Consider the following 26,616-nt stretch of genomic DNA (forward strand, 5'->3'; position numbering starts at 1 on the left):
TTAAATAATCTTCATCAATGAAAAACAAGCTTAATTGTTATCGAAAGGTATTTTTGGTAATGTTTATGTCCCTTTTGTTTATAAACATTGTACATGCTCAAAATATATCGACAAATGGCAATATAAAAGGTTCCGTTTTTGACAAAAAAGGGGAACCTATTATTGGTGCAACAATAATAAACAGTATAACAAAGGCAGGGACCGTTACAGACCTTGATGGACTGTTTACTATTGCCGCACAACCAGGTGAAACGCTCACTATATCTTATATAGGTTTCAATTCCAAGACAGTACGGATTGGAACTGAAAAAGAATATCAAATAGTTTTAGAAGAAAATACCTCGCTGCTGGATGAAGTCGTTGTTATCGGATATGCGACCCAAAAGAAGAAACTGGTAACAGGTGCGACATTACAGGTAGACGGGAACAGAATAAAAGAATTGCATACGCCTAATCCACTGACAGCCTTGCAAAGTATGTCTCCGGGTATGCAGATAACCAAGACATCCGGAGAACCCGGATCTTCATACAAAGTTTATATCCGGGGGATGGGAACAATCGGAAACGCCGATCCGCTCTACATCGTAGATGGTGTACCCGGAAATATATCAAATATAAATCCTGCGGATATCAAATCTATAGATGTATTGAAAGACGCGGCATCCGCTGCAATCTATGGAGCGCGTGCAGCCAATGGTGTAGTACTGATAACCACACACCGCGGAGAAGGCGAAGACAAAGTGCGCATCGCTTACGATACATATCTGGGCTTTTCGAATGCTCCTGACTATAAATGGTACAGCGATGCCACCACACAGGCAATGCTGGATGATGAGTATTCGAAAAACACTTACGGGTACGGAATCAATTTTTCCCAGATGGTTCCCCACTGGGACAAAATACTATCGGGGGAATGGAAAGGTACCAACTGGTACAAAGAGATAAAGAACAAAAATGCATTCTCGCAAAACCACTCTATAACAATATCGGGAGGAAGTAAAAAATCGTCCTATTTTACCAGCTTCTCATATTCATCACAGGAAGGTACTCTTGGCAAGCCTGTACAAACAAAACAGGATAGATATACTTTTCGCCTGAATGCAGACCAGACTCTTTTTTCCGCAAACGGACGGGACATCGTACGCATGGGAGAAACAATCAATTTTGTGTATGCCAACAAAGACGGGTCGTTAAGCGGAAGATCTACCGAAGGATTGGGCGCGTTGGGTATGATAATGGGAGGAAGCCCCTTTATGCCTATATATGACGACAATGGAAATTATCATGGACCTATCGCATATGCCCCATATGCTCCTAACCCGATTGCATATCTGGTTTATAACAGTAACAATACCAAAAAGAATTACCAGTTAAATACAAATGCATTTATAACAATCGAACCAATTAAGAATCTAGTATTCCGCTCAAATTTCGGTTTAACGATGGATGGTGAAGAAAGCCGGTCTTATATACCTCAATATAATCTGGCTCCCGAATATACAAGCCAGGAAACAAAAGTAAGTCAGGATATATCACTGGGTTTTAGCCGCATGACGTTCGAGAATACCCTGAACTATAAATTCTCACTGGATGAAAACAAACATAACTTCGATGTATTAGCTGGTACGAGCGCAGAAAAAGGAGGGTTGGGAACAAGTGTTTCCGGATTTAATACCAACTCCATTTTCGAAGGATTCAAATATGCCTATCTTGTAAACACACCTAAAGTAAGCGAAACCTCGACACGTCTGGGCGGTTCGCCTTGGAGTAGGTCGGCATTACTTTCATATTTCGGACGTATCAATTACGACTTCAAAGAGACCTATATGCTGTCCCTTATTGCACGTTCGGATGGTTCTTCAAACTTCGCTCCGGGAAAACGCTGGGGATTTTTCCCTTCAGTTTCAGCCGGCTGGGTTATAAGCAACGAGAAGTTCATGGAACCATTTAAGAAGCATCTTAATATGTTCAAACTCAGAGCAAGTTGGGGGCAGAACGGAAATCAAGCAATCTCCCCATTCCAATATGTAGCAAAAATGCGGGTAGGCGGACAAAACACAGGTGACTATTCAAGTGTAGAGTACAGCTATTATTATCCGGGAGTGGATAAAAACAGTTATACGATTGCTTCATACCCTATCAATCTGCCCAACCCCGATATTACATGGGAAACCTCGGAACAGCTAAATATCGGCTTTGATGCCTTATTACTGAAAAACAGATTATCATTCAACTTCGATTGGTATCGCAAGACGACAAAAGACTGGCTGGTAGCAGCGCCTGTACTTGGTTCATACGGAGCCAATGCGCCCGATATAAACGGTGGAGATATAAGAAATACAGGAGTAGAATTAGCTGTAGTATGGAGAGATCAGATCAGTGATTTCAGCTATGATATAAACGTCAACTGGGCGTATAACAAAAACCGGGTAACCCGCATTGCTAACGAGGAAGGAATCATTCACGGCAGTGCACGGACTGTCGGCACGTGGAGCCCCGAATTCTATCGGGCACAGGTAGGTTATCCTATCGGCTACTTCTGGGGACTGAAAACCGATGGTATATTCCAGAATCAGGATGAGATCGACGCTTATCGCAATTCGAAAGGAGAGTTAGTTATGCCGAATGCCGTACCGGGTGACGTCAGATATGTGAATCAGAATGACGATGGCGAAATCAACGAAGAAGACCGTGTATTGATCGGTGACCCTAACCCCGACGGGATATTCTCTTTCTCATTCGGCGGTGCATGGAGGGGATTCGATTTCCGGGCATCATTTTCAGGAGTGTACGGTAACCAGATATACGGAGGTCAGCATGACCCGCTGGACCGCTGGCATGGTGAAGGCACTTCCAACAAATGGCCAAGACTGGGACAATCGGCATATACCAATATCGTTTCCGACCTTCATTTATACGATGGGGATTATATACGGTTGAACGACCTTACCATTGGTTATGATTTCGCAACCTTACTAAAGAAACAAAATATCTTTTCTCAAGTACGGCTTTATCTTACAGGGCAAAACCTGTTTACATGGACAAAATATACAGGGCTCGACCCGGAAATAGGCGCCGGCCCTACAGGATGGATGAGCGGTATAGATCATGGATTCTACCCGAACTCCCGTACATTCTTATTTGGTCTTAATCTCAAATTTTAAAATCTAAGGCAAAATGAAAAAGATAATTATAATATTAATTTCTGTTTTTATAGTTAGCTGTTCCGATTTCCTGGACACAGATCAATTAACACAGAAAGACTCATCAAACTATCCCCAAACTCCGGACGAGGCATATACCGCGCTGATGGGTGTCTACAACGCTTTCGGGTCCCGTGTGGGGGGTGGTGAGACCGAGCATTCCTTCATTGTTCTAAACCTCATGGCCGACGATATGCTGGGGGGAGGAGGAAAAGACGACCTTACGGCCCATGCTATCGACCTGTTTAAACTGACATCCAGAACAATGTACACCGACCTCTGGGAATGCACATGGCGTTCGGTTTACAGGGCAAATTTATTACTCAGTTCTCTGGACAATATAGAATGGCCAACTCCCGAATCCAGAAACAAAATAGAGGGTCAGGTACTCTTCTTACGTGCTTTCACCTACTTCCGTCTGTGTTCCATGTTCGGACCGGTACAATTAGTCACAAGCCCCGAGCCTGTGAACTTTCCAAGGGCATCGGCTGAAGATATATATGCGCAGATGGGAGCTGATTTGAAACGTGCAATCGAGATATTACCCGCCACTAAATTTCAGGATATACCTAAAACCGAAAACGGATTAGCCACACGCTGGGCCGCTCAGGCTCTGATGGCCCGTATTTTCTTGTTCTACACCAATTACTACAAACAACCCCGGATGGGAGATATAACAAAAGATCAGGTAATAGGCTGGGTGGATGATTGTATTGCCAACAGTGGGCATGACCTGCTTCCCGACTTCAGAAACTTATGGCCATATTCGATAGTAATGTCCGGTAAAACAAGGTCCGATTACAAATATGCGGCGGACAATAACCTGAAGTGGATAGGCGAGAACGGAGACAATTATGAAACTATTTTTGCTATCAAATGCTCAACCGCCGCTCAGGGCAATAATTACGACCGCCGGAACACTGTAAATCTGCACTTCGGATTCAGAGGGAACCAAGATTTATTGCCTTTTGGCTCAGGTTGGGGTAAAGGGCCTGTCAACAGCAAATTCTACAATGAATGGCCTAATGGCGATGTGCGGAAAAGAGGCTCGGTTCTGGATGTTTCGGACGCGACACACGAAGGCGAAGGCTCCACCACTAAGTATAAATGGGGACAAGCATATCAATGGAATGAAACGGGCTATTGGTCAAAAAAATATATGCCGGTCAATGTATACGACGATAAAGGAAATATTGTATCCTACAGCTCTATCCTGTGGAATATGCCAAACGATCCGCAGTTCAACAGCACTCAGGATATTGTACTAATCCGTTTTGCCGATCTCCTGTTAATGGGCGCGGAACTCGGTGGTTCCAAAGCGCAGGTATATATGGACCGTGTGCGTGGACGTGTAGACCTTCCAACTGTTCCGGCAACATTGGAAAATATCAAAAACGAACGTAAATACGAACTTGCATTCGAAGGCATACGCTGGCTCGACATATTGAGATGGGGAGACGTAGAAACCATTGTCAACGATATGAATGGCATAACCTTGAAAAATAATAGCCAGAATGCCACATATAAAATAAAATTCCGTCCGGAGACAGGAGGATTCCTTCCCATTCCGGAAGCCGAAATAACATTGTCGAATGGAGTCTTGACTCAAACACCGGGGTGGAACAGCAACGATGCCATGCTACAGCCGGGTGAATAAGAAAAAAATAATTATGACTATAATTAAATACAGATTATTAACCCTATTAACCGCAATCCTATATCTGGGAAATATGGCAGCCTCTTCAGGCAACATTCCTTTGAATGGGAAATGGCAGCTTTCGTACTGGGAACAGCCGGCCGAAGCAATTGTTACTCCGCAAACTATCAATGATATGCAGGTGGGAACGATAGAAGCGACTGTTCCGGGAAATGTAGAACTGGACCTGATGGCTGCCGGATTGATTCCCGACCCGATGATAGGAAGTAATGTGAATGCCCTGCGAAAATATGAAAACTATCAGTGGTGTTACACAAAAACATTCGGGGCGCCATCAATACAAAACGGTCAACGGCTCGAACTGTTCTTCGGAGGAATAGACTGTCTGGCCGATATATGGCTGAACGGGGAAAAAGTGGGAGAAGCTGCAAATATGTTGATCGAACACAAATTCGATATAACCGACCATCTGAAAAGCGGAGAAAACACTCTGCAGGTTATAATCAGGTCGGCGGTTATGGAAGCCCAGAAATATACACTAGGCACATTCAGCATCGGCAATTTTCCTGCCGAGGAGGCTGTTTATATCCGAAAGGCTCCGCACATGTACGGATGGGATATTATGCCCCGTCTGGTCAGTGCCGGATTGTGGCGCGATGTTGAGCTTCGGGTACTGAATCCTACCCGCCTGAAAGATGTGAACTGGATGACCATCAGCATAGATACAGTAGCCCACACTGCACGTATTTTCACTGATGTGCAACTAATCATGCCCTTCGACAAATTTGATAAAGTCAAAGCTCAATTCACTCTCCGCCGTAAAGGGAAAGTCGTATATCAAAATTCGCAGACAGTAAGTACTCCGGCTTTCCGCCACATATTCGAACTGAATAATGTCGATTTCTGGTGGCCCAGAGGTTACGGTGAAGCTGCCCTCTACGATGCCAGTGTACAGTTGATCGGTCCGGATGGTAAAGAGTTGGATACTAATAATTGCAGAATCGGAATCCGCACCGTGAAACTGGATATGGACGATATCAATCTTCCCGGTAAACCCGGACAATTCCGTTTCATAGTAAATAATGAACCGATATTCATTCACGGAACCAACTGGGTACCGATGGACGCGTTGCATAGCAGGGACAAATTACATTTGAATATGATGATCGATATGGCCGTGGATATCAATTGCAATATGATCCGCTGTTGGGGTGGGAACGTTTACGAAGATACCGGCTTTTTTAACCTTTGTGATGAGAACGGAATCCTCGTATGGCAGGATTTTGGGATGGGTTGTACATTCTATCCGCAGCGAGACGATTTCGCTAAAATGATCGAACAGGAGGTTACTTCTGTGGTGCTCAAATTTCGCAATCATGCATCCCTGATCCTTTGGTCGGGCAATAATGAAAATGACCTGGCGATGCGCTGGACGCTGCAACCACTGAATATCAACCCGAATAAGGATGTCATAACCCGTGAGGTTATTGCCCGCGTTCTCTACGAGTTTGACCCGACACGTCCCTACCTGCCAAGTTCTCCTTATTACAGCCAAGCTGTATGGGAACACGGAGGAGGTGATGAATTGTTGCCGGAAAACCATTTATGGGGACCACGAGGTTATTATAAAGATCCGTATTACACGAAGGCCAGCTGTTGCTTTGTCAGCGAAATCGGTTATCACGGATGTCCTAACGTAGAAAGCTTGAACAAAATGATGACTGAAGATGCCGTGTATCCCTGGACTAAAAACAAAGAATGGAATGACGAATGGGTTACAAAATCGACACGCCGCTTTCCATCTCAGGGAAAAACTTTCGACCGCAATAATTTGATGCTCAATCAGGTGAATCTGCTATTTGGTGAAGTACCAACTAAGCTCGAAGATTTCGCTTTCGCATCGCAAGCCGTACAGGCCGAAGCCATGAAATTTTTTGTAGAGCTATGGCGCGGGCAGAAGTTCAGCCCTAAAACCGGTATAATCTGGTGGAATCTGCGTGACGGATGGCCAATAATTTCAGATGCCATTGTAGATTACTACAACTCGAAAAAGATGGCATACTATTTTATTAAAAACGCACAGACAGACCTTTGTGTACTCATAAACGACCCTGTCGATAACGCTTATCCCCTGATTGTTACCAATGATACCCGCAATGCTCAAAAAGGGCAGGTAGTAGTAATTGACGTCGCATCCAATAAAGAAATATATACGGGAAACTTTGAGGTATCGGCAAATAGTATGAACAAAATAACTTCATTACCTCTCCAAAAAGGACAAGGAATACTCCTCATTAAATATAAAATAGGACAAAAGGAATATAGTAACCATTATTTATATGGGGAAGCCCCTTTCAATTTGCAAGAATATAAGAAGTTATTGAAAAAGACAGGATTGTACCCTGACATTAAGCAGTGATATGGAAGATAATTTATTAGGAATTGATATAGGAGGCACTAAATGTGCCATCGTTTACGGTAAAAGAATAGGTTCCGATTTACAGATAGTAGATAAAATAAGAATTGAAACTACTGTAGTTGAAGAAACTATAAGAAGTATAATAAGCGAAGCAGAAAAAATGATGGCATGCTATAATCTCACCGCTGATAAAGTCCGCGCCATAGGCATTAGCTGTGGCGGACCACTCGACAGCAAATCCGGGACGGTTATGTCTCCGCCCAACCTGCCGGGCTGGGACAGTATCCCCATCGTGAAAATCATCGAAGACCAACTTGGCATAAAAGCGGGATTACAAAATGACGCCAATGCATGTGCATTAGCCGAATGGAAATTCGGTGCGGGAAAAGGAACCGAGAATATGATCTTTCTTACATGCGGAACAGGACTTGGAGCGGGAATCATTCTTAATGGCTCTTTATATTCGGGGACAAACGACAATGCCGGAGAAGTAGGACATATCCGTTTGACGGAAAACGGGCCTGTTGGATATGGAAAAGAAGGTTCGCTTGAAGGATATGCCAGTGGAGGCGGAATTGCTCAATTGGCCCGTAGCATAGCAGAAGATGAAATGAACCGGGGAGGCCATGTTTCATGGTGCCCGTCCCGTGAAGATTTAGATATGATAACTGCCAAGCTGGTTGCTGAAGCCGCCGATGCCGGAGACAAACTCGCGCTGAAAGTGTATGAAACATCTGCTTCTTATTTGGGAAAAGGGCTGGCTATTTTAATAGATATTCTAAATCCCGAGCTTATTGCCATCGGCAGCATATATGCCCGCAACAAGGATATGATGGAGCCTTATGCACTGGAACAAATATCAAAGGAAGCGCTGGAAGGTGCAAGAGAAGTTTGTAAGATAGTTCCGTCTGCCCTTGGCGAAAATATCGGAGATTATGCAGCCCTTTCCATAGCTGCCAATTTAATCGATTAAAAACAATTTTATGAAAGATCTGATAATAGAAAGCTCTGAAGCTATACTGAAAGAAGCTGATATATTCTGGAATAGTCCGGGAACAATAGAAACAATCGAACGGGCTGCCGCACTATTGTCTGAAGCGTTGGCGAACGGAAATAAGATAATCAGTTGCGGAAACGGAGGCTCACTCTGCGATGCCACACATTTTGCAGAAGAACTGACCGGACGCTACCGCAAAAACAGAACATCCCTGCCTGCCATTGCAATAAATGACCCGGCATACATAACATGTGTAGGGAATGATTTTTCGTTCGATGAAATATATTCCCGCTATGTGGAAGGAGTCGGGAACGAAGGAGATGTATTATTGGCGATCAGTACCAGCGGCAACTCGGGCAATATCGTAAAAGCCGCTGAAAGCGCCCGGTTGAAAAAGATGAAAGTTTTGGTTCTGACCTCTACCGGCAATAATCGTCTTTCTTCTTTGGGAGATGTTGTGGTGGCCGCGCCGAAGGCCGATTATTCCGACCGGGTACAGGAGATACATATTCAGGTTATACATATTTTGATTCAAGCTATAGAAAAACAACTAAGTCTTGAATAACTGAATTTTATAAAAAAGATAATCAATGAAAACACTGAAATATTTTAAACAGACCTTCCTTATAGGTTTGACTTTAAGCATGGTAACTATTTCAAGTGCCTGCTCGAATATAGATGAAGGCTATAACAGCATTCCATCTAATTTTTATCCGGTGGAAGTGAAAGAATCGACAGGTGTAAAACTGGTGGGAATGGGCGTCGAGCTGGACCCGCATTTCTTCTCTCAGAACTTAACCCGCCCGCAGGACGGATCTAAAGCCGAAGATTGGAATATAGTGAAAGAACGCGTAAAGAAAATGGGTATCCAAAACTTCCGCGTAATGGTACAGCCTCATTGGTGGGAACCGCTGAACGACAACGATGATCCCAATGTTGCGGATATGAGTAAATTCACATTTGACTCTCAGGAGATGCAGTCATTGTACAAAGTGCTGGAACTGGCACAGGAGAACGACGGAGAAGTAACACTTGTTTTATGGGGATGTCCTGTGAACATGGATCTGATAGCAGGGACACCGACCGGAAAGCATTTCCTTTGCGACAGCAGGCCGAATGCACCCTGGGTATGCGGAACTGACAAATATGAAGAATTTGCAGAAAACTTTTCGGTATTGGTCAAATACCTGATCGAAACAAAAGGTTTTACATGCGTGAAAGCGATAACTCCATTCAATGAGCCCGACAGCCATACAGCCAATTACGGAAGAACAATGTGGCAGGGAGAGCCCGACAGCCATCCCGATCAATACGCTCCTATGGCAAAGGCTTTGGATGCAAAATTTAAGGCTATGGGTGTCCGGGATAAAGTCCGGTTTAACCTGTCCGATAATACGGACGGCAGCCCCAATTACCTGAAATCATGTGCAGAATCTCTACAGACAGAAGCGGATTTGTTCAACACCCATACTTATATATTCGGATATACAACGCCGAATGCAGACATCGTTAACTGGGAAAAAAATAATGTAGCCATGTCGAACGGAAAAAAACACTTCATCGGTGAGTTCGGCTCCAATCAGACTTCGGGGTCTTCCCGTCAATTGGATATTGATAAATACGAACGGGGAGTATTGTTAACCCGCATTGCCATCAACCTGCTTAACGGAAGCGCAGCAGGCGTAAGCTACTGGTCGCTGATAGATCAATATTATAGCAGAAACGGCAGTTATTCGGAAATGCAGCAGCTCGGCCTGTGGAAATATGTAAAAAAAGCTTATGAACCCGACCCGGAAATTTATAACGCTATAACAGAAGACTATGAGGTCAGACCGCATTATTATGCATATGGCATGTTGACCCGCTTTATCAAAAAGAACGCGGAAGTATTCCCGTTGGATCTGAACGAAGACCTTGTTGCCGGAACGGCCATTCTGAATGAAAATAACAAATGGGTGTATATTTTTGCCAATGGTTCGGAACACAATAAACCGGTAGAAATCATAAACAGCAAATCTCAGGCAAGTGGAGAATATGCTGCATACAAATACATTGAAGGAAGTCTTCCCGCCGGGGATGATCTCATACAATCTTCGGAAACTATAAATATTAAAGACAGGGCTTCACTCAGCATTCCGCGCTCCAGTGTATTAATATTAGTTCAAAAATAAACAATAATTAAAACCGAATAAGATGTATAAGTTTAGATTATTAATATTATTGGTTTCGCTAACTTGCTTTTGGAGTTGCGATGATGTGACCGAATATGATTTATCGTTCGGTATATCCGGCGTTGTTATTCCCGAATATGAAGATGGTATTCAAGGTACGGAAGTGACAATCGAAGGACGGGGTTTTCAGTCCGGTGACCGCCTGCATTTGCGCCCGTTGCTCAAACCGCTTGATAATTCTTTCGACATAGATGTGGAAATAAAAGAAGTGACATCTTCCCATCTGAAGTTCTTATTCCCTCTCAATGCACAGGAAAGCGGGTATTCATTAGTCCTGATAAGAGGGGACAAAGAAATATCGCTCGGCAGTATGCAACAATGGTTACCTAAAGGATGGGTGGCGGATGTAAACCTGCGAAATTCTTTGAAAGTAATAGGGCCACAGCTTTTCGACGCTCAGGACAGTTTAAAACTTTCCGTAGCGGCTGCCTTCGAATTCGAAGGCGGAACTCTGAATGTTTCGGGTAAAGGAATTACCAACTTAAGCGGTTTGGAAAACTTCCCTAAACTGAAAACACTCTGGGCTACCGACAATAACCTTGGTAATATCGAATTAACAGGAATGGATGGTATTGTCAGCATCTTTGCATGGAGCAGCAATATTACCAGCATGAATATACAGTCTAAAACATTGCAGACATTATACATGGGCAACAATCCTCTGACAGAACTTGACCTGAGTAAATGCCCGGCATTGCTTAGTATTGTATTGGACAATATCAAGTTCCGCAAATTGGATATCAGTAACTGTATGTGCTTTGGTTCGTTCGATAATTTCAAGTTTGACTTCGATACCAGCCAGGAATGCCAATTACTGGTGAGCAACATCTGGTTCTGGCACATGGATATGTTCAATAGGTCGACTGCTGTAAAAACTGCCGGCTTGTCGGGAGTGAAGGTAACGGCAATCGGTCTCGACCGGGAAGTTGTATTCGACAAAATTAATTGGGGGAATACAGGTACGGCAGCAATGCCTGACGCCAATCTGCGCACTATAATGAAAGGTTATTGTCCTCAGGCTTTCAGTGGGAATGATATTATAATCAGTGAAGCCAGAAATGCCAAATTGCCACCAAACCTGGCTAACAAGCTGGATATATCGAACAAAAATATAACATCGCTGGACGGTTTGAAATATTTCGATGATATATGGCATCTGGTATGCGACAACAACAATATAAGCGAGATAGATATGGCCGGATGGTTCAACCTGACAACCATATCGGCGAAAAATGCAGGACTGACTTCGTTCGTAACAAAAGACCAGCCGTGGTTGAGAGATATAGACCTAAGTAACAATACTGCATTAACATATATAGATATGAGAGGTATTTCATTGCTTAGCAACTATGATATCCGGTTCATAGCTACAGGATGTCCGATAGAGTATCTCGATATACGCAATGGATATGCCTGGTCTACATGGGGACAGAGTGGCGATAAACTGGCTTTCGACTTTACGGCAAATACATCCAAATCGCGCATACTGAAAGTAGAAACTGCCGAAAACGGAGGTTGGAGCAGCACTTGGAATTCAGGAGTAAACCCTGTACAGAAAGCAATCGAAGCCGGCGTGCGTGTCGAATACTATAACTGGACAAATGCCGCTACGGGTAACTATGGAGAGCTATTAAAAACCGTCAACTAAAAGTATAATTAAAACATTCCAAGCTATCCCGGACTAATTCCGGGATAGCTTTAATCAAACGAATTTGTAAAGGATGAAAAATAATACTTCCGCCATAAGAATTCTATCAGTGATGTTCGGTTTTTTCATCATGGGATTTGTAGATATTATAGGAATATCCACAAATTATGTAAAAAATGACTTTAGTCATCTTACCGATTCCGTGGTGAACCTCATATCATTGTCCTGCTTTTTCTGGTTTCTGGTCTTATCTGTCCCAACCGGGATGCTGATGAACAAGATAGGCCGCAAAAAGACAGTGCTGATAAGTTTTGCGTTCCATGTGCTGGCTATGTGCCTGCCACTGGCCGCTTACGATTTCACTACTGTTCTTATTATGTTCGGGTTGATCGGGATCGGCAACACATTGCTACAGGTATCGCTCAATCCTCTTGTAGCCGATGTTGTAAACTCCGATAAGTTGACCGGGACCCTTACTCTGGGGCAGTTTGTGAAAGCGGTAAGTTCCTTTATCGGCCCTATTCTGGCAGCATCGGTAGTAGGTTCTACTCTGGGGTGGAGAATGATATTCCCTATATACGCCGCTCTTTCTCTCCTCGCTTTCATCTGGCTGAGCCTTACCCCGATAGAAGACAGGCGAAGTGAAAAATCGAATATTTCGATAAAAAACACACTCGAGCTGTTCAAGGACAAATATATCGTGGCCTTTTTTATTGGGATACTGGTACTGGTGGGTGTCGATGTAGGAATGAACATGACTTTCCCTAAGCTGTTGATGGAAAAAGCCGGGCTTTCGGTCGAAGATGCCGGTATGGGTAATAGTATATACTTTCTTTCCCGTACAGTGGGCGCTTTCTTAGGCGGGATATTACTAATGAAAAGTTCCGAGTCGAAGTTCTTTATCTACAGTGTGTGGATAGCCTTAGCAGGATTAGTCCTTCTATGCATCAACGCCAATCTGTGGGCAACGCTGGCCTGTGTTGCGGTTTTCGGTCTGGGCTACGCCAACCTGTTCTCGATCATATTCTCGCTGGCATTGAAGCGCATTCCCGAAAAGGCAAATGAAATATCGGCCCTGCTGATTGTCGGAGTTTCGGGAGGAGCTATCCTGCCTCCTGTTCTCGGCGTTGTCACAGATGCGTTCAAGACTCAGGTATCGGCGATCATTCTCATAGCTGCCATATGGTGCTATATGTTGTGGCTGATCAGCATTGTCAGAAAAACCAGTCAATAGAAAAAATTGGAATCAATAAAAAACATTACAAATTTCTTGTACAAAATAAACGTTTCATGATAAAAAATATTTGCAGTAAAACAATCGTTATATTCCTCATTTTTATCTGCGCAACAATCAGTTCGAGAGGACAAACTACGGCTAAGATAACAAAGGCTCCCGTAAATGTGGAGAATCTGGTATCAACTCTGTTTGCCAAAGGGAAGACTCCTCCTTTCTCCTTTATATACGGCGGAATCTCATCGAAAGAGTTTATCCGCAAATGGAAGCAGTCCATAGAGAAACAACCCGGTAATGAACCGGGGGTTGTCCGGTATCTGGCAATTTATACAGAATCGGAAACCGGATTGAAGGTTGAATGTGAAATTAAAGGATATCCGGCCTTTAAGGCGTTGGAATGGACAATCCATTTCACAAATATGGGCGCCGCCAATTCAAAAAACCTCAAACAAGTGAAAGCCATAGATATGGAGATGGAATATCCGACCGGAGGAGATTTCAACCTGCATTACGCGGATGGAAATCATATATCCAAATATGACTTCCATCCCCGTACACTGATACTAAAACCGGGTGATAGCAAATCCATGGAGCCGATCAACGGCCGTTCATCCGAAGGAGACTATCTGCCTGTATTCAATATAGAGTCGGCCTCCTCGCAGGGCGTATTTGTAGGTATAGGATGGAGCGGCAGCTGGTATGCCGATATCCGCTGCGAAAAAGAGAAGAGAATATCCATAGAATCGGGGATGAAAACAATGGACCTCTATTTGTATGGAAAAGAAAGTATACGCACGCCGGGCATTACACTCATGTATTGGAACAGCGACGACAGGATGGACGGGCATAATCAGTTCCGCCGATTTGTATTGAGCCACAAGGCACACAAAATAAACGGTAAGAATGCCCCCTACCCTCTGGCTACAGGATTCAACTACAAAGACCCTGCTCCTTATACCGAATATTCAGGTCTGACCGAAGAATACGCGACAGCCATGATGAAGCGTTACAAACAATTCAACATAATGCCCGAAGTATTCTGGCTCGACGCCGGATGGAATACCGGAGCCGCAGATTGGGAACACGGAAAAAGCTGGGCTAACACAGTAGGCAACTGGACAGTAGATACCACACGTTTCCCCAACGGTTTGAAGCCTATTTCGGAAGAAGCTCACAAGTTAGGCGCAAAATTCATGGTATGGTTCGAACCCGAACGTGTGATAAGGGGTACGCAATGGGCGGTAGAGCATCCCGAATGGATGCTGGATATCTCCGGGCACAACGATGATACTTACCTGATGTTTGACTTGGGAAACCCTGAAGCATGCGACTGGCTTTGCAAATATATCGGCGATATGATAGAAGAGAACGGAGTGGATCATTACCGCCAGGATTTTAATATGCATCCCGATATTTATTGGGCGGCAAATGAGGAAGAAGGGCGAACCGGGATGAAAGAAATACGTCATATCGAAAATCTGTATAAATTCTGGGACTATCTGCTCAAGCGTTTCCCGAACCTGTTTATAGATAATTGTGCCAGTGGAGGAAAACGTATCGACATGGAGACAATTCCGAGAAGCGCGCCTCTATGGCGAAGCGATTATTACCATTACGACGACCCCGACGGCTATCAATGCCATACTTACGGACTGAACTTTTTCCTTCCCCTGCATGGAACGGGTATTTTACAGACCGACCCGTATGCGTTCCGTTCGAGTATGAGCACCTGTCTGACCTGCAACTGGAAAATAACGGATAAGAGCTTTTCGATATACGAAATGCAAGCCCGGTTAAATGAGTTTCAGAACATCCGCCCCTATTATTACGAAGACTATTATCCATTAACGGGAATAGAAGATACAACCCTCGATAATATCTGGCTGGCATATCAACTGAACCGTCCGTCGGATGATAGCGGCGTTATAGTCGCTTTTCGCCGCAAAGCGTCGAAAAAAAACAATATCACGGTGAAACTTTCGGCTATTAAGCCCGAAAAGAAATATGAAGTAACTGATCTTGATAAAAAAGAATCTGTTATTGTAAACGGCAGTGAGCTTGCCGCGCGGTTTGTTTTGACTTTGGATAAACCTAACCAATCATTGTTGATAAAATACAGAGTGGCAGAATAGAGCGAATAAGCGGAAAATATGTTAGAGAAAGCAGAATACTTTATCTATATACAAAAGCGATCCTTGAAAAGATTATCTGTTGGCTGATAGCTAAAAAGCCGGAAAAAGTAACAAGAGGGAAGGTGTTACCTTTGTCACCTTTTTTTGAAAGTTACAAGTTTGCCTCGCCTTCGCTTCGGCGAATGTTATTTCTGCGCCCTGCGGGCAGTTACGAGTTACAAGTAGACAAGATACGAGATACAAGATACGAGTTGTTAACTGCTGACTGTTTACTGTTTACTGTTAACTGATATATCTGTTACTTTTGTTACCTTTTAACAGTTACGAGTTTGCCTCGCCTTCGCTTCGGCGAATGTTATTTCTGCGCCCTTCGGGCACCTACAAGTTACAAGTTAGTTCACTGTTTACTGCTTACTGTTTACTGTTCACTGAAAAAACTGTTACCTTTTTTGAAGTTTTGACCCTTTACAGGAAAAACAATAGGATGTTTCGATTCAATATCAGTTTCGCATTAATTGAAAATCGTTACTTTTATAATTCTAAAGTTATGTGTTATGGAGATTTTATTAATAGAAGATAACCACCGCATCAGTGAATTTGTGCTAAAAGGTCTGGAAGAAACCGGATATTCCGTCGTACTTGCCGAGAATGGGGTAGATGCCCGCCGTCTGATCAGTGAAAAAGGATGGAATCTGATTCTGCTGGATATCATGTTGCCGGATATAGATGGTATTGAATTGCTGCAATACACACGTTATAAAAAGATCAACACTCCTATACTTGTTATCAGTGCCTTAGGAGATGCAGAGGACAAAATAAGAGCATTAGATTGTGGAGCCGATGATTATCTGACCAAGCCCTTTTTACTAAGGGAACTGATCGCCCATATCAATGCACTGACCCGTAGGGCCGGATTGAAATATGATGTTCCGGCCGATATATTAGAATGCGATGATTTGAAGCTTTATAAAGAGAGGCACAGAGTGGAAAGGGCGGGGAAGGAGATTAAACTTACAATGCAGGAATTCAAATTATTGAAATTACTGATGGAAAACAAAGATAAAGTATTGTCCCGCACCCAATTACTGGATACTGTATGGGGTGTAAACTACGATACGAATACGAATGTGGTGGATGTATATATTTCCTACCTGCGGAATAAGATAGATACAAATGGGTATGCAAAACTTATCAAAACGATAAAAGGGCGCGGTTATATGATAGAATCCTATGAATAAAGGTAATATATGAAAGTAAAGAATCGTCTGAGCCTGTATTGTTCGCTTATCTTTGGTATAATCTTCGCGATTATATCCCTGCTTATATACGGCTTGTTTTACAACAACACAAAGAAGTCTATTTATAGTAATCTTGAGAAAACGGCCCATATATCGGCTCTGTTCTACCTTGAAGAAGATGAACTGAATGACAGGGAGTTCGCAAAAATCAAGGCGCAATTTGAGGATATTGTGACCGATTCATATTATCAGGTATATGACATTCACAATAACATAGCGTACGGTGTAGGTGTTTCCGATGTTCCGGTTTCTATTCTCGATAGGGTCCGGGTTAGCAGGCATCTGTCTTTTACCACAGACGAATATCTTTGCTATGGTATATTCTATGAAGACAATCAGGGGGATTTTGTCGTTATCGCAAAAAGTCTGAAAAGTGGATTGACAGAGCAGGTCAATCTGCTGTTGTGGATACTGACATCTTCTTTTATTATCGGTCTTCTGGCTATTGTCCTGCTCAGCCGCTGGGTATCCCGTATCGCATATCGTCCGTTTAGCGATGTGATAAGCCAGGTAAAGAATATATCTACAAATAATCTGAATGTCAGGATACAATCGCCTGAGACGAAAGATGAATTGCAAAACCTGATAGAAACGTTTAATGATCTGCTGGCAAAAATATCAGAGACAGTTATTATACAGAAGAATTTTGTGAGGTATGTTTCCCACGAGTTTAAGACACCTCTGGCTTCTATGATGGGAAATATAGACCTATTTTCAATAAAAGACCGTAGCCCCGAAGAATACCGGCGGTTGTCGGAAAAGCTCATCGAGCAGATAGTGCAGATGGAAGAGATATTAGACACACTTATTATCATTTCCGACCTGAAGAAAGATGAAAAGGAGGCATCTTATATGCGGATAGATGAGCTGATATGGGAGATCATAAGTAAGACGAAAAGCCTGTATCCAAACTCTAAAATTTTGGTCAACATGGATATACAAGCGGAGGATGAACAGTTGATGTCGGTAGATAAAGACAGGACTCAATTACTGATTGCCCTTTTCAATCTGGTAGAGAATGCAGTGAAATATTCCCTTAAGGAAAATGTCGTAATACATCTATATAAAGAGGAGAACAGGCTCTGTTTATCTATTGCCGATAAGGGAATAGGTATTCCCTCCGGACAGCTGGCGGATATAAGCAAGCCCTTTTATCGGGCTGGCAACACAAACGAGGTGCATGGGAGCGGTATTGGGCTGTCGATAGCGTTGCGTATATTGGATAAGAACGGGATCGAATATAAAATAGAATCGGAGATTAATACAGGGACTAAAGTTTCATTGTTATTCTGACTTCAGGGCTTATCTATTTTTATTCCGGCTTCTTTCAGATATTCCAAAGGGGTTTGACCTGTAATTTTCTTAAAACTATGGAAGAAGGAGCTACGCGAGCTGAACCCGCATTCTTTAGATAAAGCACTGAGGGTATATTGCTGGATTAAGCCTTCTTTTGCTTTCTCTTTAAATACCTGTATACGGTATGTATTTGTGAAGTCGGCGAAATTAGATTGCAGATACTGGTTTAGGACCTGGGATACCTTTGTTTTAGGCTGGTGTATTGCATTGGCAACGTCCTCCAGTTTGAGATCGGAATTCAGATATGGCTTTTCTTCTTCGAAGTATTCAAGCAGGGCTTCTTTTATCTGGGATATCTCATCTTCTTCTATCTTGATGTTCTGATACTTGACTTTCGATGATGACTGGATGAATTTTTCTTTCAATCTTTTGCTTTTGAGTATATTCATTCTGAAAGCAAGTACCGAAGCAACTATCAGGACGGTTATAATCAACAGCCATACATAAATCGTGTAGGATTTGGTTTTGACTATGGATATAGATTGTATCGGCTCTTCGCTCCCTGCTTTTCTTAACAGAAGTTTGTAAGAGCCGCTGGGGAGGTTGGATATATATAAATCGTTGCGTCCGATAATCCGTTGCCATTTGTCATCCAGTCCTTCAAGCTTATATTCATAGATTTCTGATTGGGGGATAGTGTACAGGTGGTCGGAGAAATGTATTCCGATGCTGTTTTGAGATGAATTCAGCTTTATTACTTTCATACACTCGGAAGACACAGGCAGTGTTTTGGAGCCTACTTCTTCAAGCTTGCCATCAATGTAAACGGAAGTTATAATAATCCGGCTATCCGAATTGCTCTTTGACAGCCCATTTTTAGGATTCAGGTATACCAGTCCTTTCTCATTACCCCACCACAATGTGCCGTCGTCTGTCATTTGGGCAGCAGAGTTGAATATATACCAGGGGATGCCGTCATAAAGAGAGAATATACGGTAGTCAGCCGATTGAGGATTATATCTTACCATTCCTTTAGGCGTACATATCCAAATGTATTGCTCCTGATCTTCGATAATACTCAACACATAATTATCGGGCAGAAAATCGCTGGTAGTGATATGCTCAAAAGAATCTATATCAGGAGAAACTTTGATCAGCCCTTCTTTTTCACTGCCTATCCAGATATTACTGGCTTTGTCGGAGAATAGATAACGGACTGTCTTAATAAAAGATAAGTCAATGTTTTTAGGGACATATATTTTACCTTTCTCATAGTAACAGATGCCTTCGTTAGTACCGATCCATATCCGTTTTTTTGCATCGGCAGTTATGTAATAGATGTCTTTATTGATTAATCCGGAGTTGAGAGTTGTGAATACTTCATACTTGTCTTCCTCTATATCATATTTGATCAAACCATTTAAGGTCCCGAACCAGATATGGCCATCGTTATCATTTGTTATGGAATAGAACGAGTTGTCTACGAATATGTTATCTTTTTTGAATATATCTACAGTAAGCTTGTCCGGATTGAAGAGGTATATCCCGCCACCATATGTGCCGATGAGGTATTTATCTTTAAACGGATATATACAAAGTATGATATTTGATTTGAGGACTTGAGTATTTTCCGTGCCGAAGGTATATATTTTATCCTTTGCAAAATAGATGAATCCGTTCCGGGTCCCCAGTATTTGCCTGTTCTCGTTGAGGTTCATCGATCTTATATTAGTCCCCCGGCTATCAAATATACCGGCTTTGTTATAAATACCAAATGTATTCTTTACAGAAGGCGTGTAATTAAGGCCCCCGACAAAAGTGCCAATCCAGTATGAATTCCCATCGAGAAGGAAAGAATATATAGCATTCGAACTTATACTTTCCGGATTCGACGGATTGTGCGTGAGGGAAACTACAGTGTGGTCAGTCAGAGAAATGATTTTAAGTCCTCCCCCGTTTGTGCCGACATATAATCTATTGTTTTTATAATATATGTTAAGGATATAATTGTTATCCAGGTCTGTCAGTTTACTGAATGTCTTTGTTTTGACATCAAAGTTGTATATACTGTTCTGAGATCCCAAATAGATATTATTATTACTAAAGCAGAGGGATGAAAAACTATTGTTTGACTCGTTATTATTAACTAAGTAATATGTATCAAGTCTCCCCGATATTACATTATAGCCGATCAGCCCGGAAGTAGTAGTTAACCAATAGATATTATTATCGTCGACAGTTATATCCGTAATGTCGGAGCTTATGGTATGTATTTTCCGGACTTTGTTATTTGCCAGAACAAATAAGCCTTTATCAGTGGCTATAAGTAGATTCTGTCTTTTATCCGGGAGTATTTTCTTTATTTTTATATTCTGATCGGTTTCTTGCTGATACCTGATGACTGTATTTTCTCTCCGGTTATATCTATAAAGTTCCTTATCGGATGCCACAAAAAAGTTCACGGAGTCTATTTCAGATATTGATACTATAAATTGATTTTCAAAATGTTTTACAGACATGATGTCCACGCCATCGAACCGGTTCAGCCCATTCGGCAGCCCCAGCCAGATATATTTATTGCTATCTTTGAATATGCAGTTTATAGTATTGCTACTAAGTCCATTGTCGACGTTAATATTCCGGAATGGCTTAATGGCATGTGCTATATTGCAAAAATAGCCCAGGATAAAAAAGAATATATATAGTTTATTTTTCATTTAGAAATTCTCAGAATAGTATAGACTAAGGTACAACAAATTTAAATATTTATTGATAATATATATTAAGTTCTGTTCATTTTTAATACTACGGATACAAATAGTGATTATCGCTGATTACCTTCACAAACAATAATATTATATAGATAAAGATGTAGCAAGTAAATAGACTTCTTACCTTATTATAATACCGATTATTCCTCAGCCGTGAATAATCTTTTGATCTTGCCTGCCATTCGGGAGTCTTAAATTAATTTTGCACTAATCAGGCTTTAGCTATTTTAATCCAGAATAGTTATTCCGGACTTTTTCGGTACTTTCTTCCGATAAGAAAGCACAATACTCATTTACTTTTGTTAACGAATCTGTTTATAATTTCATTTTAAATCTAATCACATGAAAAGAAAGCGAAAATCGAAATTCCCATGTCAAAAAGGATTATTATTAACCCTTGCATTATTAATGGGAGGGACATATTATTCCGGTTTGTATGCGAACATGGATGTAAAAGAGAGTTTTCAACAAACTCAAGCCACTAAAACGGTAAAAGGAACTGTCAACGATTCCAGTGGCGAGTCTCTGGCAGGAGTAAGTGTTAGTGTCGTGGGAACTACAGTAGGAACTATGACGGACACCGATGGAAATTATTCCATTAATATACCAGAAGGAAGAACACAATTAAAATTCTCGTATATAGGCTTTGAACCTCAAACGGTAAATCTGAACGATAGAAGTACTATAAATATAACATTAATTGAAGAAACCAATACCCTTGACGAAGTTGTTGTAGTCGGTTACGGTACGCAGAAGAAAGCTTCTCTAACCAGTGCCATCAGCCAGATTTCCGGTGATGAAGTTTTTAAAGACCGTGGTATAAACAATGTATCGGTAGCACTTCAGGGAGAAATACCCGGACTTATCGTAACACGTACTTCTACCCGCCCGGGCAGCGAAGGAGCGGAAATGAAAATTCGTGGAGATATTTCAGTCAACGGTAAGTCCAGCCCTTTGGTTCTCATTGATGGAGTAAGCGGATCATTAGACGAATTGAATCAGATGGAGCCAAATGACATTGAAAATATCTCAGTGCTAAAAGACGCTTCTGCAGCTATTTATGGTGCGCGTTCTGCATCCGGTGTCATATTAGTAACTACTAAGAGGGGTAAGAAGGGGGCTGCTAAGATAACCTATAATGGTTCCCTAAGCACAACTATAGATGGAATTCAATCTCCAGTAACCAACCGTTTCGAATTTTTGGATATGTTTTATGAAGCGCAATACCAGGATGCACGGGCTAAGAATCCGACTATTACGGACCCTGCAGAAATTCACAAAAGAGTGGACTGGTGGATCTTCAATTCTTTCGGAGGCACGCTTCAAACTCCGATTGATGGCTTTGGAATTGGGGAGACGATAACAGGAGAAACGTTTTTCAATGCATTGAGAAAAGGAGAAGTTTTTACTTTGAAGCAAGGTAATGGTCAGATTGGACGCTACGATGCTGTCAATATGCTGGATTATATGTACGGACAGTCTCTCTCGCATAAGCATTCAATAAACATATCAGGAGCTGATGAAAAATTCAGCTATATGGCATCCCTGGGTTATGCTGATAATAATTCACAATTAAAAATTGCAGAGGACGGGGAAAAAAAATATAGCGGGCGTCTGAATATGGATTACCAGGCAACCAAAATGCTGAAGGTAGAAACCGGAATGTCATATGAAATACGCAATATAACTGCACCCAATACCGATGTGGGGGCAGGATGGTACGATCCTTGGTTCTGGCCGGTCTACAACCAATACGGACAATTTTATGATACCTTCAATGGCGCGCGTAATCCTGTGGGAGGGCTGGTAGGCGGCGGCCAGACAAAAACAGACTTCAATACTTTCCGCTCCAATATAAAAGCGACTTTAGATCTTTCGCAATTGGTAAAAGGACTCTCCTTGTCCGGAACAGGTTCGTTTAAAAGGGTGGAAAAAGATATTCAGGAACTAAAGAAAGAAGTCCAATATTACGACTGGGAAGGGAACAAAACAGGGAAAAGACAATCTCCCGGTTCATTAAAAGAAGAAAAATATGAATGGAAAAATGTGACTTTCGGCGGGTTTATCAACTATACGCGTAGTTTCAATCAGGTACATAATATATCAGCTATGCTGGGTATGACAGCCGAAGAGGAAAACTATAAGAAAATACTTGCTTCGCGTAATAGCGGACCTTTATACGCAGGTTCTGATCTTGTTGACCTCGAAGTGATGGTAAACGGAACAAATAATGGAGCCGGAGGCGGGCAAAGTTCGTGGGGATTCGTTTCATATCTGGGGCGTGTCAGCTACAATTATGATGGAAAATATCTTTTAGACCTGCTGGGTCGTCGTGATGGCTCATCCAAATTATCTGTCGACCAGCGTTGGAAGAACTTTTATTCAGTCTCCGGCGGATGGGTTATTTCTAACGAAGATTTCATGAAAGACTTTAAATGGCTGACTAATCTGAAAATCAGGTACAATTACGGAAAAACAGGAAGTGTTGAAGGAATCGACAATTACGAACGATATGCAGTAATAAATACAGGAAATGCATTTTTTGGTACAGATGTGGCATCCCAACCGTCATTGACTCTTGGTGGTATGACCTCAAACCTGAGAACATGGGAGACGATTAACAGTCACGATGCCGGACTGGACTTTTCATTCTTAAAATCCCGTCTGTCGGGTTCATTCGATTATTTCGTAAAGACCAATAACGGCATGTTCATTCCTGTAACATACCCTTCTATATTGGGAGCATCCGCACCAAAAACAAACAATGGTAAATTCAGGGCTAAAGGATGGGAGTTTTCCCTCAACTGGAGGGATAAGATAGGAGATGTCTCTTATAATATAGGGGGCTTCATAGCTGATGCATGGTCAAAGGTCATTACATTAGAAAATAGTGAGAATGTACCTAATCCCGGAAAGAACTCCAACCGTCTGGTAGGTATGCCGAGAGATGCGATTTATGTTTATAAGACCGATGGTATTTTCCAGACACAGGCAGAAGTCGACGCATTCTATAATCAGTATTACTGGAATGCAGATCATACAGGCCCCAAGGCTGGCAATATAATTCCGGCTCCGGTGGAAAGCGGTACAAACCGTCTTCGTCCGGGAGCTCGTAAACTGGTCGATCTCGATGGTGACGGAGCTATTACAACAAAAGATATCTACTATGCGGGAGACGCGGCACCACGTATTAATTTCGGATTCAAGCTTGGAGCAGAATGGAAAGGAATTGATTTGCAGGCATTCTTCCAGGGGGTTGGAAAACAGACAGTATTGAGAAGCGGATATTTTGCATATCCCTGGGTAGCAAATTTCACATACCAGAATAATACATTTATGGGGAAAATGTGGACAGAAGAAAATCCGAATACGAGCTATACAGTTGCATCACGGGATAATGCATTTAACAACTGGAATTATGCGAACAAAGATGTAACCGTTCAGAGTTCCAGATATATCAGGCTAAAGTCCTTAGTAGTAGGATATACCCTACCTCAGAATGTAACGAAAAAAATGGGACTGAATAAGCTGCGGGTCTACTTTTCAGGAGACGACCTTTGGGAGTGGAGTAAGATCAAAGACGGTTATGACCCTGAATACGGAGAGGGATCTAATAATACTTTTCCTTTCAACCGCATGCTTACCTGGGGGATAGACATCACATTTTAATTAATCATTAAATTTGAACAAATGAAATCTATTATAAGTAAAATATTTTCACCGGTAATGTTATTGGCATTACTGACGGGATGTAGCGATTTCCTTGATAAAGAGCCGCTGTCACAAGGAACTGAGGCTATCTTCTTTACTACTCCGGATCATTTTAAGCAGGCAGCAAACGGTCTGTATAATCTGGAAGGATGGAAAGATTATAACGATAAACCTACATATTATAAAATGGATCAGAATCTCGATATTTCAGGTCTTGGCAATAACGGGGGCGGTTCTGCCGTAGAAAGTAACTTTCAATGGGATAAACCCTATAGTTATATTCGCAATTGCAATATCTTATTGACCAAAGCCAACGAATATGCAGGAAATAAATCGGAAATCAGCGCAGCAATTGGTACCGCCTATTTCTTCCGTGCATGGCAGCATTTTTATCTCTTGCAGAAGTTTGGCGGGATACCTGTCGCAGATCATGTAATGGATGTGAATGATCCGGTTCTTTATGGTGCAAGAAACAGCCGCTACGAAGTTGCGGATTTTATCATTTCCGATCTGAAGTCGGCGATTCCTTTACTCCCTAAAGAAAAAGATATTGCCGCGGCAGATAAGGGTAAAGTCAGCAATGAAGCCGCAAAATCATTTTTGGCACGGGTACTGCTTTATGAAGCAACTTGGGAAAAATACGTTACGGGTATTGGTTACGACCTCGATGGAGATGGTAGTTCCATAGGGGCCGGTAATGCCAGGCCGGCAAGTTACCCATCTATTCAGCAAATGCTGACCGAAGCTAAAACTCTGGCCGGGGAAGTCATTACAGAAGCCGAGACAGGAACCTTCGAACTTTGGAATAAGTGTGACTCTTTAAGCTATTACTATCTTCTCAATATAGATGATAAGGGTGGTAATATGCCAAACTTTAAAGGGGCAGGAAAAGCAACAAACAAAGAGTTTATCTTTAGCAAGAAGTATGACTATGACCTTCTTAAAGGTGGTATCAATCTTTCACACACTGTATTTACATGGCAGGCAGCGGGTATCAGCGCTGTGTTTGGTGAATCTTTCCTGTGTAGAAACGGATTGCCGGTACGCGTCAGCTATACAGGTAATATCACTGACGCACAGAATAATCCCCAGTTTTTAGGGTTTGAACGCTTTTATGATGAATTCCGTAACCGCGATTACAGGTTTATCGGTAGTACATTTATGCCTGACCGTCCATACTGGAGTAGCAGGACTGAAGACGGCGGAGCCCTGAAAGAGCAGGGAAAACCTTATCCCGACCCTGCATATCCCGAAGTCCCATACAATCCGAACGATCCTGCATTTGGCAACAAACATACTATTTATGTCCCTACCCTCCGGGGAAATAGCACGCATAATGGATATGGCAGCCGTAAGTTTGCCATCGAAGGAGCGAATAGGGCTACCAATACAGAGTCTGCCGATTACCCTCTCATTCGTCTGGCCGAGGTACACCTGATATATGCCGAAGCAGCAGTAGAACTGGGCGAAGGAACGATTTCAGATAATGACCTTAATTTCTCCATTAATAAGAACAGAGCCAGAGCAGGAGTAGCCCCTCTGACAAATGCCTTGATAGCCAATGTCTGGGATGCCGGATGGTGGGATCATGCACAAGGTAAAACAGTATGTAAAAAAATGAACATGCTGGATGAGATTCGCCGCGAACGGGCTTGTGAATTATATGGAGAAGGGTTTCGTGAAGATGACCTGAAACGTTGGGGAATAGCACATATCAACCTTAAAGGACAAAAGTTGGGACGGCATGTATACGGAACTGAATATATGACCGCAAAAGCGAATGACGCCGTATATCATGGGCAGCCGGCTTATTATCCCGAAGAATATCCGCTGGCGCATGGTGTATATGAAGGTAGTGGTGTGAACGACCCTGATTACGGGCGTTCAATAGCAACTTTATCTGGTAATCTGCTTTATTCGCAACGGGACTATCTTAGTCCGGTTCCTCTCAATCAGATGAGATTGAATCCGGCGTTAAAGCAAAACCCGGGATGGTAACAAATAAAGATATATCTTTCG

Annotated in this window: 14 protein-coding genes; 13 read left to right on the top strand and 1 reads right to left on the bottom strand. The window is 42.3% G+C overall.

Annotated features, from left to right (window positions below; all coding sequences use genetic code 11):
* Positions 1–17 precede the first annotated feature (17 nt).
* From ACFO6W_RS14615 to ACFO6W_RS14665, 11 genes are all read left to right on the top strand, one after another.
* On the top strand, positions 18–3,164 hold the full coding sequence (locus ACFO6W_RS14615) for a SusC/RagA family TonB-linked outer membrane protein (protein ID WP_379997671.1): 3,147 nt from the start codon (positions 18–20) through the stop codon (positions 3,162–3,164).
* A gap of 13 nt (positions 3,165–3,177) precedes the next feature.
* On the top strand, positions 3,178–4,860 hold the full coding sequence (locus ACFO6W_RS14620; protein ID WP_379997673.1) for a RagB/SusD family nutrient uptake outer membrane protein: 1,683 nt from the start codon (positions 3,178–3,180) through the stop codon (positions 4,858–4,860).
* A gap of 13 nt (positions 4,861–4,873) precedes the next feature.
* Entirely contained in the window at positions 4,874–7,279 is a 2,406-nt protein-coding gene (locus ACFO6W_RS14625) for a glycoside hydrolase family 2 protein (RefSeq protein WP_379997675.1), read from the top strand.
* Position 7,280: 1 nt separating this feature from the next.
* Positions 7,281–8,252 carry an ROK family protein gene (locus tag ACFO6W_RS14630; RefSeq protein WP_379997677.1) on the top strand — a complete coding sequence of 324 codons (972 nt, stop codon included), beginning with the start codon at positions 7,281–7,283 and terminating at the stop codon, positions 8,250–8,252.
* Positions 8,253–8,262: 10 nt separating this feature from the next.
* Entirely contained in the window at positions 8,263–8,841 is a 579-nt protein-coding gene (locus ACFO6W_RS14635) for an SIS domain-containing protein (RefSeq protein WP_379997679.1), read from the top strand.
* Positions 8,842–8,866: 25 nt separating this feature from the next.
* Positions 8,867–10,447: a glycoside hydrolase gene (locus ACFO6W_RS14640; RefSeq protein ID WP_379997681.1), complete on the top strand. Its 1,581-nt coding sequence runs from the start codon at positions 8,867–8,869 to the stop codon at positions 10,445–10,447.
* A gap of 22 nt (positions 10,448–10,469) precedes the next feature.
* Positions 10,470–12,155 carry a leucine-rich repeat domain-containing protein gene (locus ACFO6W_RS14645; RefSeq protein WP_379997683.1) on the top strand — a complete coding sequence of 562 codons (1,686 nt, stop codon included), beginning with the start codon at positions 10,470–10,472 and terminating at the stop codon, positions 12,153–12,155.
* A 73-nt stretch (positions 12,156–12,228) separates the two neighbouring features.
* Positions 12,229–13,389 carry an MFS transporter gene (locus ACFO6W_RS14650; RefSeq protein ID WP_379997685.1) on the top strand — a complete coding sequence of 387 codons (1,161 nt, stop codon included), beginning with the start codon at positions 12,229–12,231 and terminating at the stop codon, positions 13,387–13,389.
* 56 nt (positions 13,390–13,445) lie between these two features.
* Complete coding sequence (locus ACFO6W_RS14655) at positions 13,446–15,521, top strand: glycoside hydrolase family 36 protein (RefSeq protein WP_379997687.1); 2,076 nt, start codon at positions 13,446–13,448, stop codon at positions 15,519–15,521.
* 554 nt (positions 15,522–16,075) lie between these two features.
* Complete coding sequence (locus ACFO6W_RS14660; RefSeq protein ID WP_379997689.1) at positions 16,076–16,759, top strand: response regulator transcription factor; 684 nt, start codon at positions 16,076–16,078, stop codon at positions 16,757–16,759.
* Between the two features lie 9 nt (positions 16,760–16,768).
* Positions 16,769–18,112 carry a sensor histidine kinase gene (locus ACFO6W_RS14665; RefSeq protein ID WP_379997691.1) on the top strand — a complete coding sequence of 448 codons (1,344 nt, stop codon included), beginning with the start codon at positions 16,769–16,771 and terminating at the stop codon, positions 18,110–18,112.
* 2 nt (positions 18,113–18,114) lie between these two features.
* On the opposite strand, the gene ACFO6W_RS14670 is transcribed toward ACFO6W_RS14665, so the two are convergent.
* On the bottom strand, positions 18,115–20,832 hold the full coding sequence (locus ACFO6W_RS14670) for a ligand-binding sensor domain-containing protein (RefSeq protein ID WP_379997693.1): 2,718 nt from the start codon (positions 20,830–20,832) through the stop codon (positions 18,115–18,117).
* A 462-nt stretch (positions 20,833–21,294) separates the two neighbouring features.
* Here ACFO6W_RS14670 and ACFO6W_RS14675 point away from each other — a divergent pair, with 462 nt between their 5' ends.
* The gene (locus tag ACFO6W_RS14675; protein WP_379997713.1) at positions 21,295–24,555 is read left to right on the top strand and encodes a SusC/RagA family TonB-linked outer membrane protein; all 3,261 of its coding nucleotides are present in this window, start codon (positions 21,295–21,297) and stop codon (positions 24,553–24,555) included.
* 21 nt (positions 24,556–24,576) lie between these two features.
* Complete coding sequence (locus ACFO6W_RS14680; RefSeq protein ID WP_379997695.1) at positions 24,577–26,595, top strand: RagB/SusD family nutrient uptake outer membrane protein; 2,019 nt, start codon at positions 24,577–24,579, stop codon at positions 26,593–26,595.
* Positions 26,596–26,616 lie beyond the last annotated feature (21 nt).

It is taken from the genome of Dysgonomonas termitidis (genome assembly GCF_042654545.1).
GTDB classification, from domain to species: domain Bacteria; phylum Bacteroidota; class Bacteroidia; order Bacteroidales; family Dysgonomonadaceae; genus Dysgonomonas; species Dysgonomonas termitidis.

Bases quoted from the DNA above. Each gene is read 5' to 3' on its own strand.
- ACFO6W_RS14615 (WP_379997671.1), top strand. From the start codon at position 18: ATGAAAAACAAGCTTAATTGTTATCGAAAGGTATTTTTGGTAATGTTT.
- ACFO6W_RS14620 (WP_379997673.1), top strand. From the start codon at position 3,178: ATGAAAAAGATAATTATAATATTAATTTCTGTTTTTATAGTTAGCTGT.
- ACFO6W_RS14625 (WP_379997675.1), top strand. From the start codon at position 4,874: ATGACTATAATTAAATACAGATTATTAACCCTATTAACCGCAATCCTA.
- ACFO6W_RS14630 (WP_379997677.1), top strand. From the start codon at position 7,281: ATGGAAGATAATTTATTAGGAATTGATATAGGAGGCACTAAATGTGCC.
- ACFO6W_RS14635 (WP_379997679.1), top strand. From the start codon at position 8,263: ATGAAAGATCTGATAATAGAAAGCTCTGAAGCTATACTGAAAGAAGCT.
- ACFO6W_RS14640 (WP_379997681.1), top strand. From the start codon at position 8,867: ATGAAAACACTGAAATATTTTAAACAGACCTTCCTTATAGGTTTGACT.
- ACFO6W_RS14645 (WP_379997683.1), top strand. From the start codon at position 10,470: ATGTATAAGTTTAGATTATTAATATTATTGGTTTCGCTAACTTGCTTT.
- ACFO6W_RS14650 (WP_379997685.1), top strand. From the start codon at position 12,229: ATGAAAAATAATACTTCCGCCATAAGAATTCTATCAGTGATGTTCGGT.
- ACFO6W_RS14655 (WP_379997687.1), top strand. From the start codon at position 13,446: ATGATAAAAAATATTTGCAGTAAAACAATCGTTATATTCCTCATTTTT.
- ACFO6W_RS14660 (WP_379997689.1), top strand. From the start codon at position 16,076: ATGGAGATTTTATTAATAGAAGATAACCACCGCATCAGTGAATTTGTG.
- ACFO6W_RS14665 (WP_379997691.1), top strand. From the start codon at position 16,769: ATGAAAGTAAAGAATCGTCTGAGCCTGTATTGTTCGCTTATCTTTGGT.
- ACFO6W_RS14670 (WP_379997693.1), bottom strand. From the start codon at position 20,832: ATGAAAAATAAACTATATATATTCTTTTTTATCCTGGGCTATTTTTGC.
- ACFO6W_RS14675 (WP_379997713.1), top strand. From the start codon at position 21,295: ATGGGAGGGACATATTATTCCGGTTTGTATGCGAACATGGATGTAAAA.
- ACFO6W_RS14680 (WP_379997695.1), top strand. From the start codon at position 24,577: ATGAAATCTATTATAAGTAAAATATTTTCACCGGTAATGTTATTGGCA.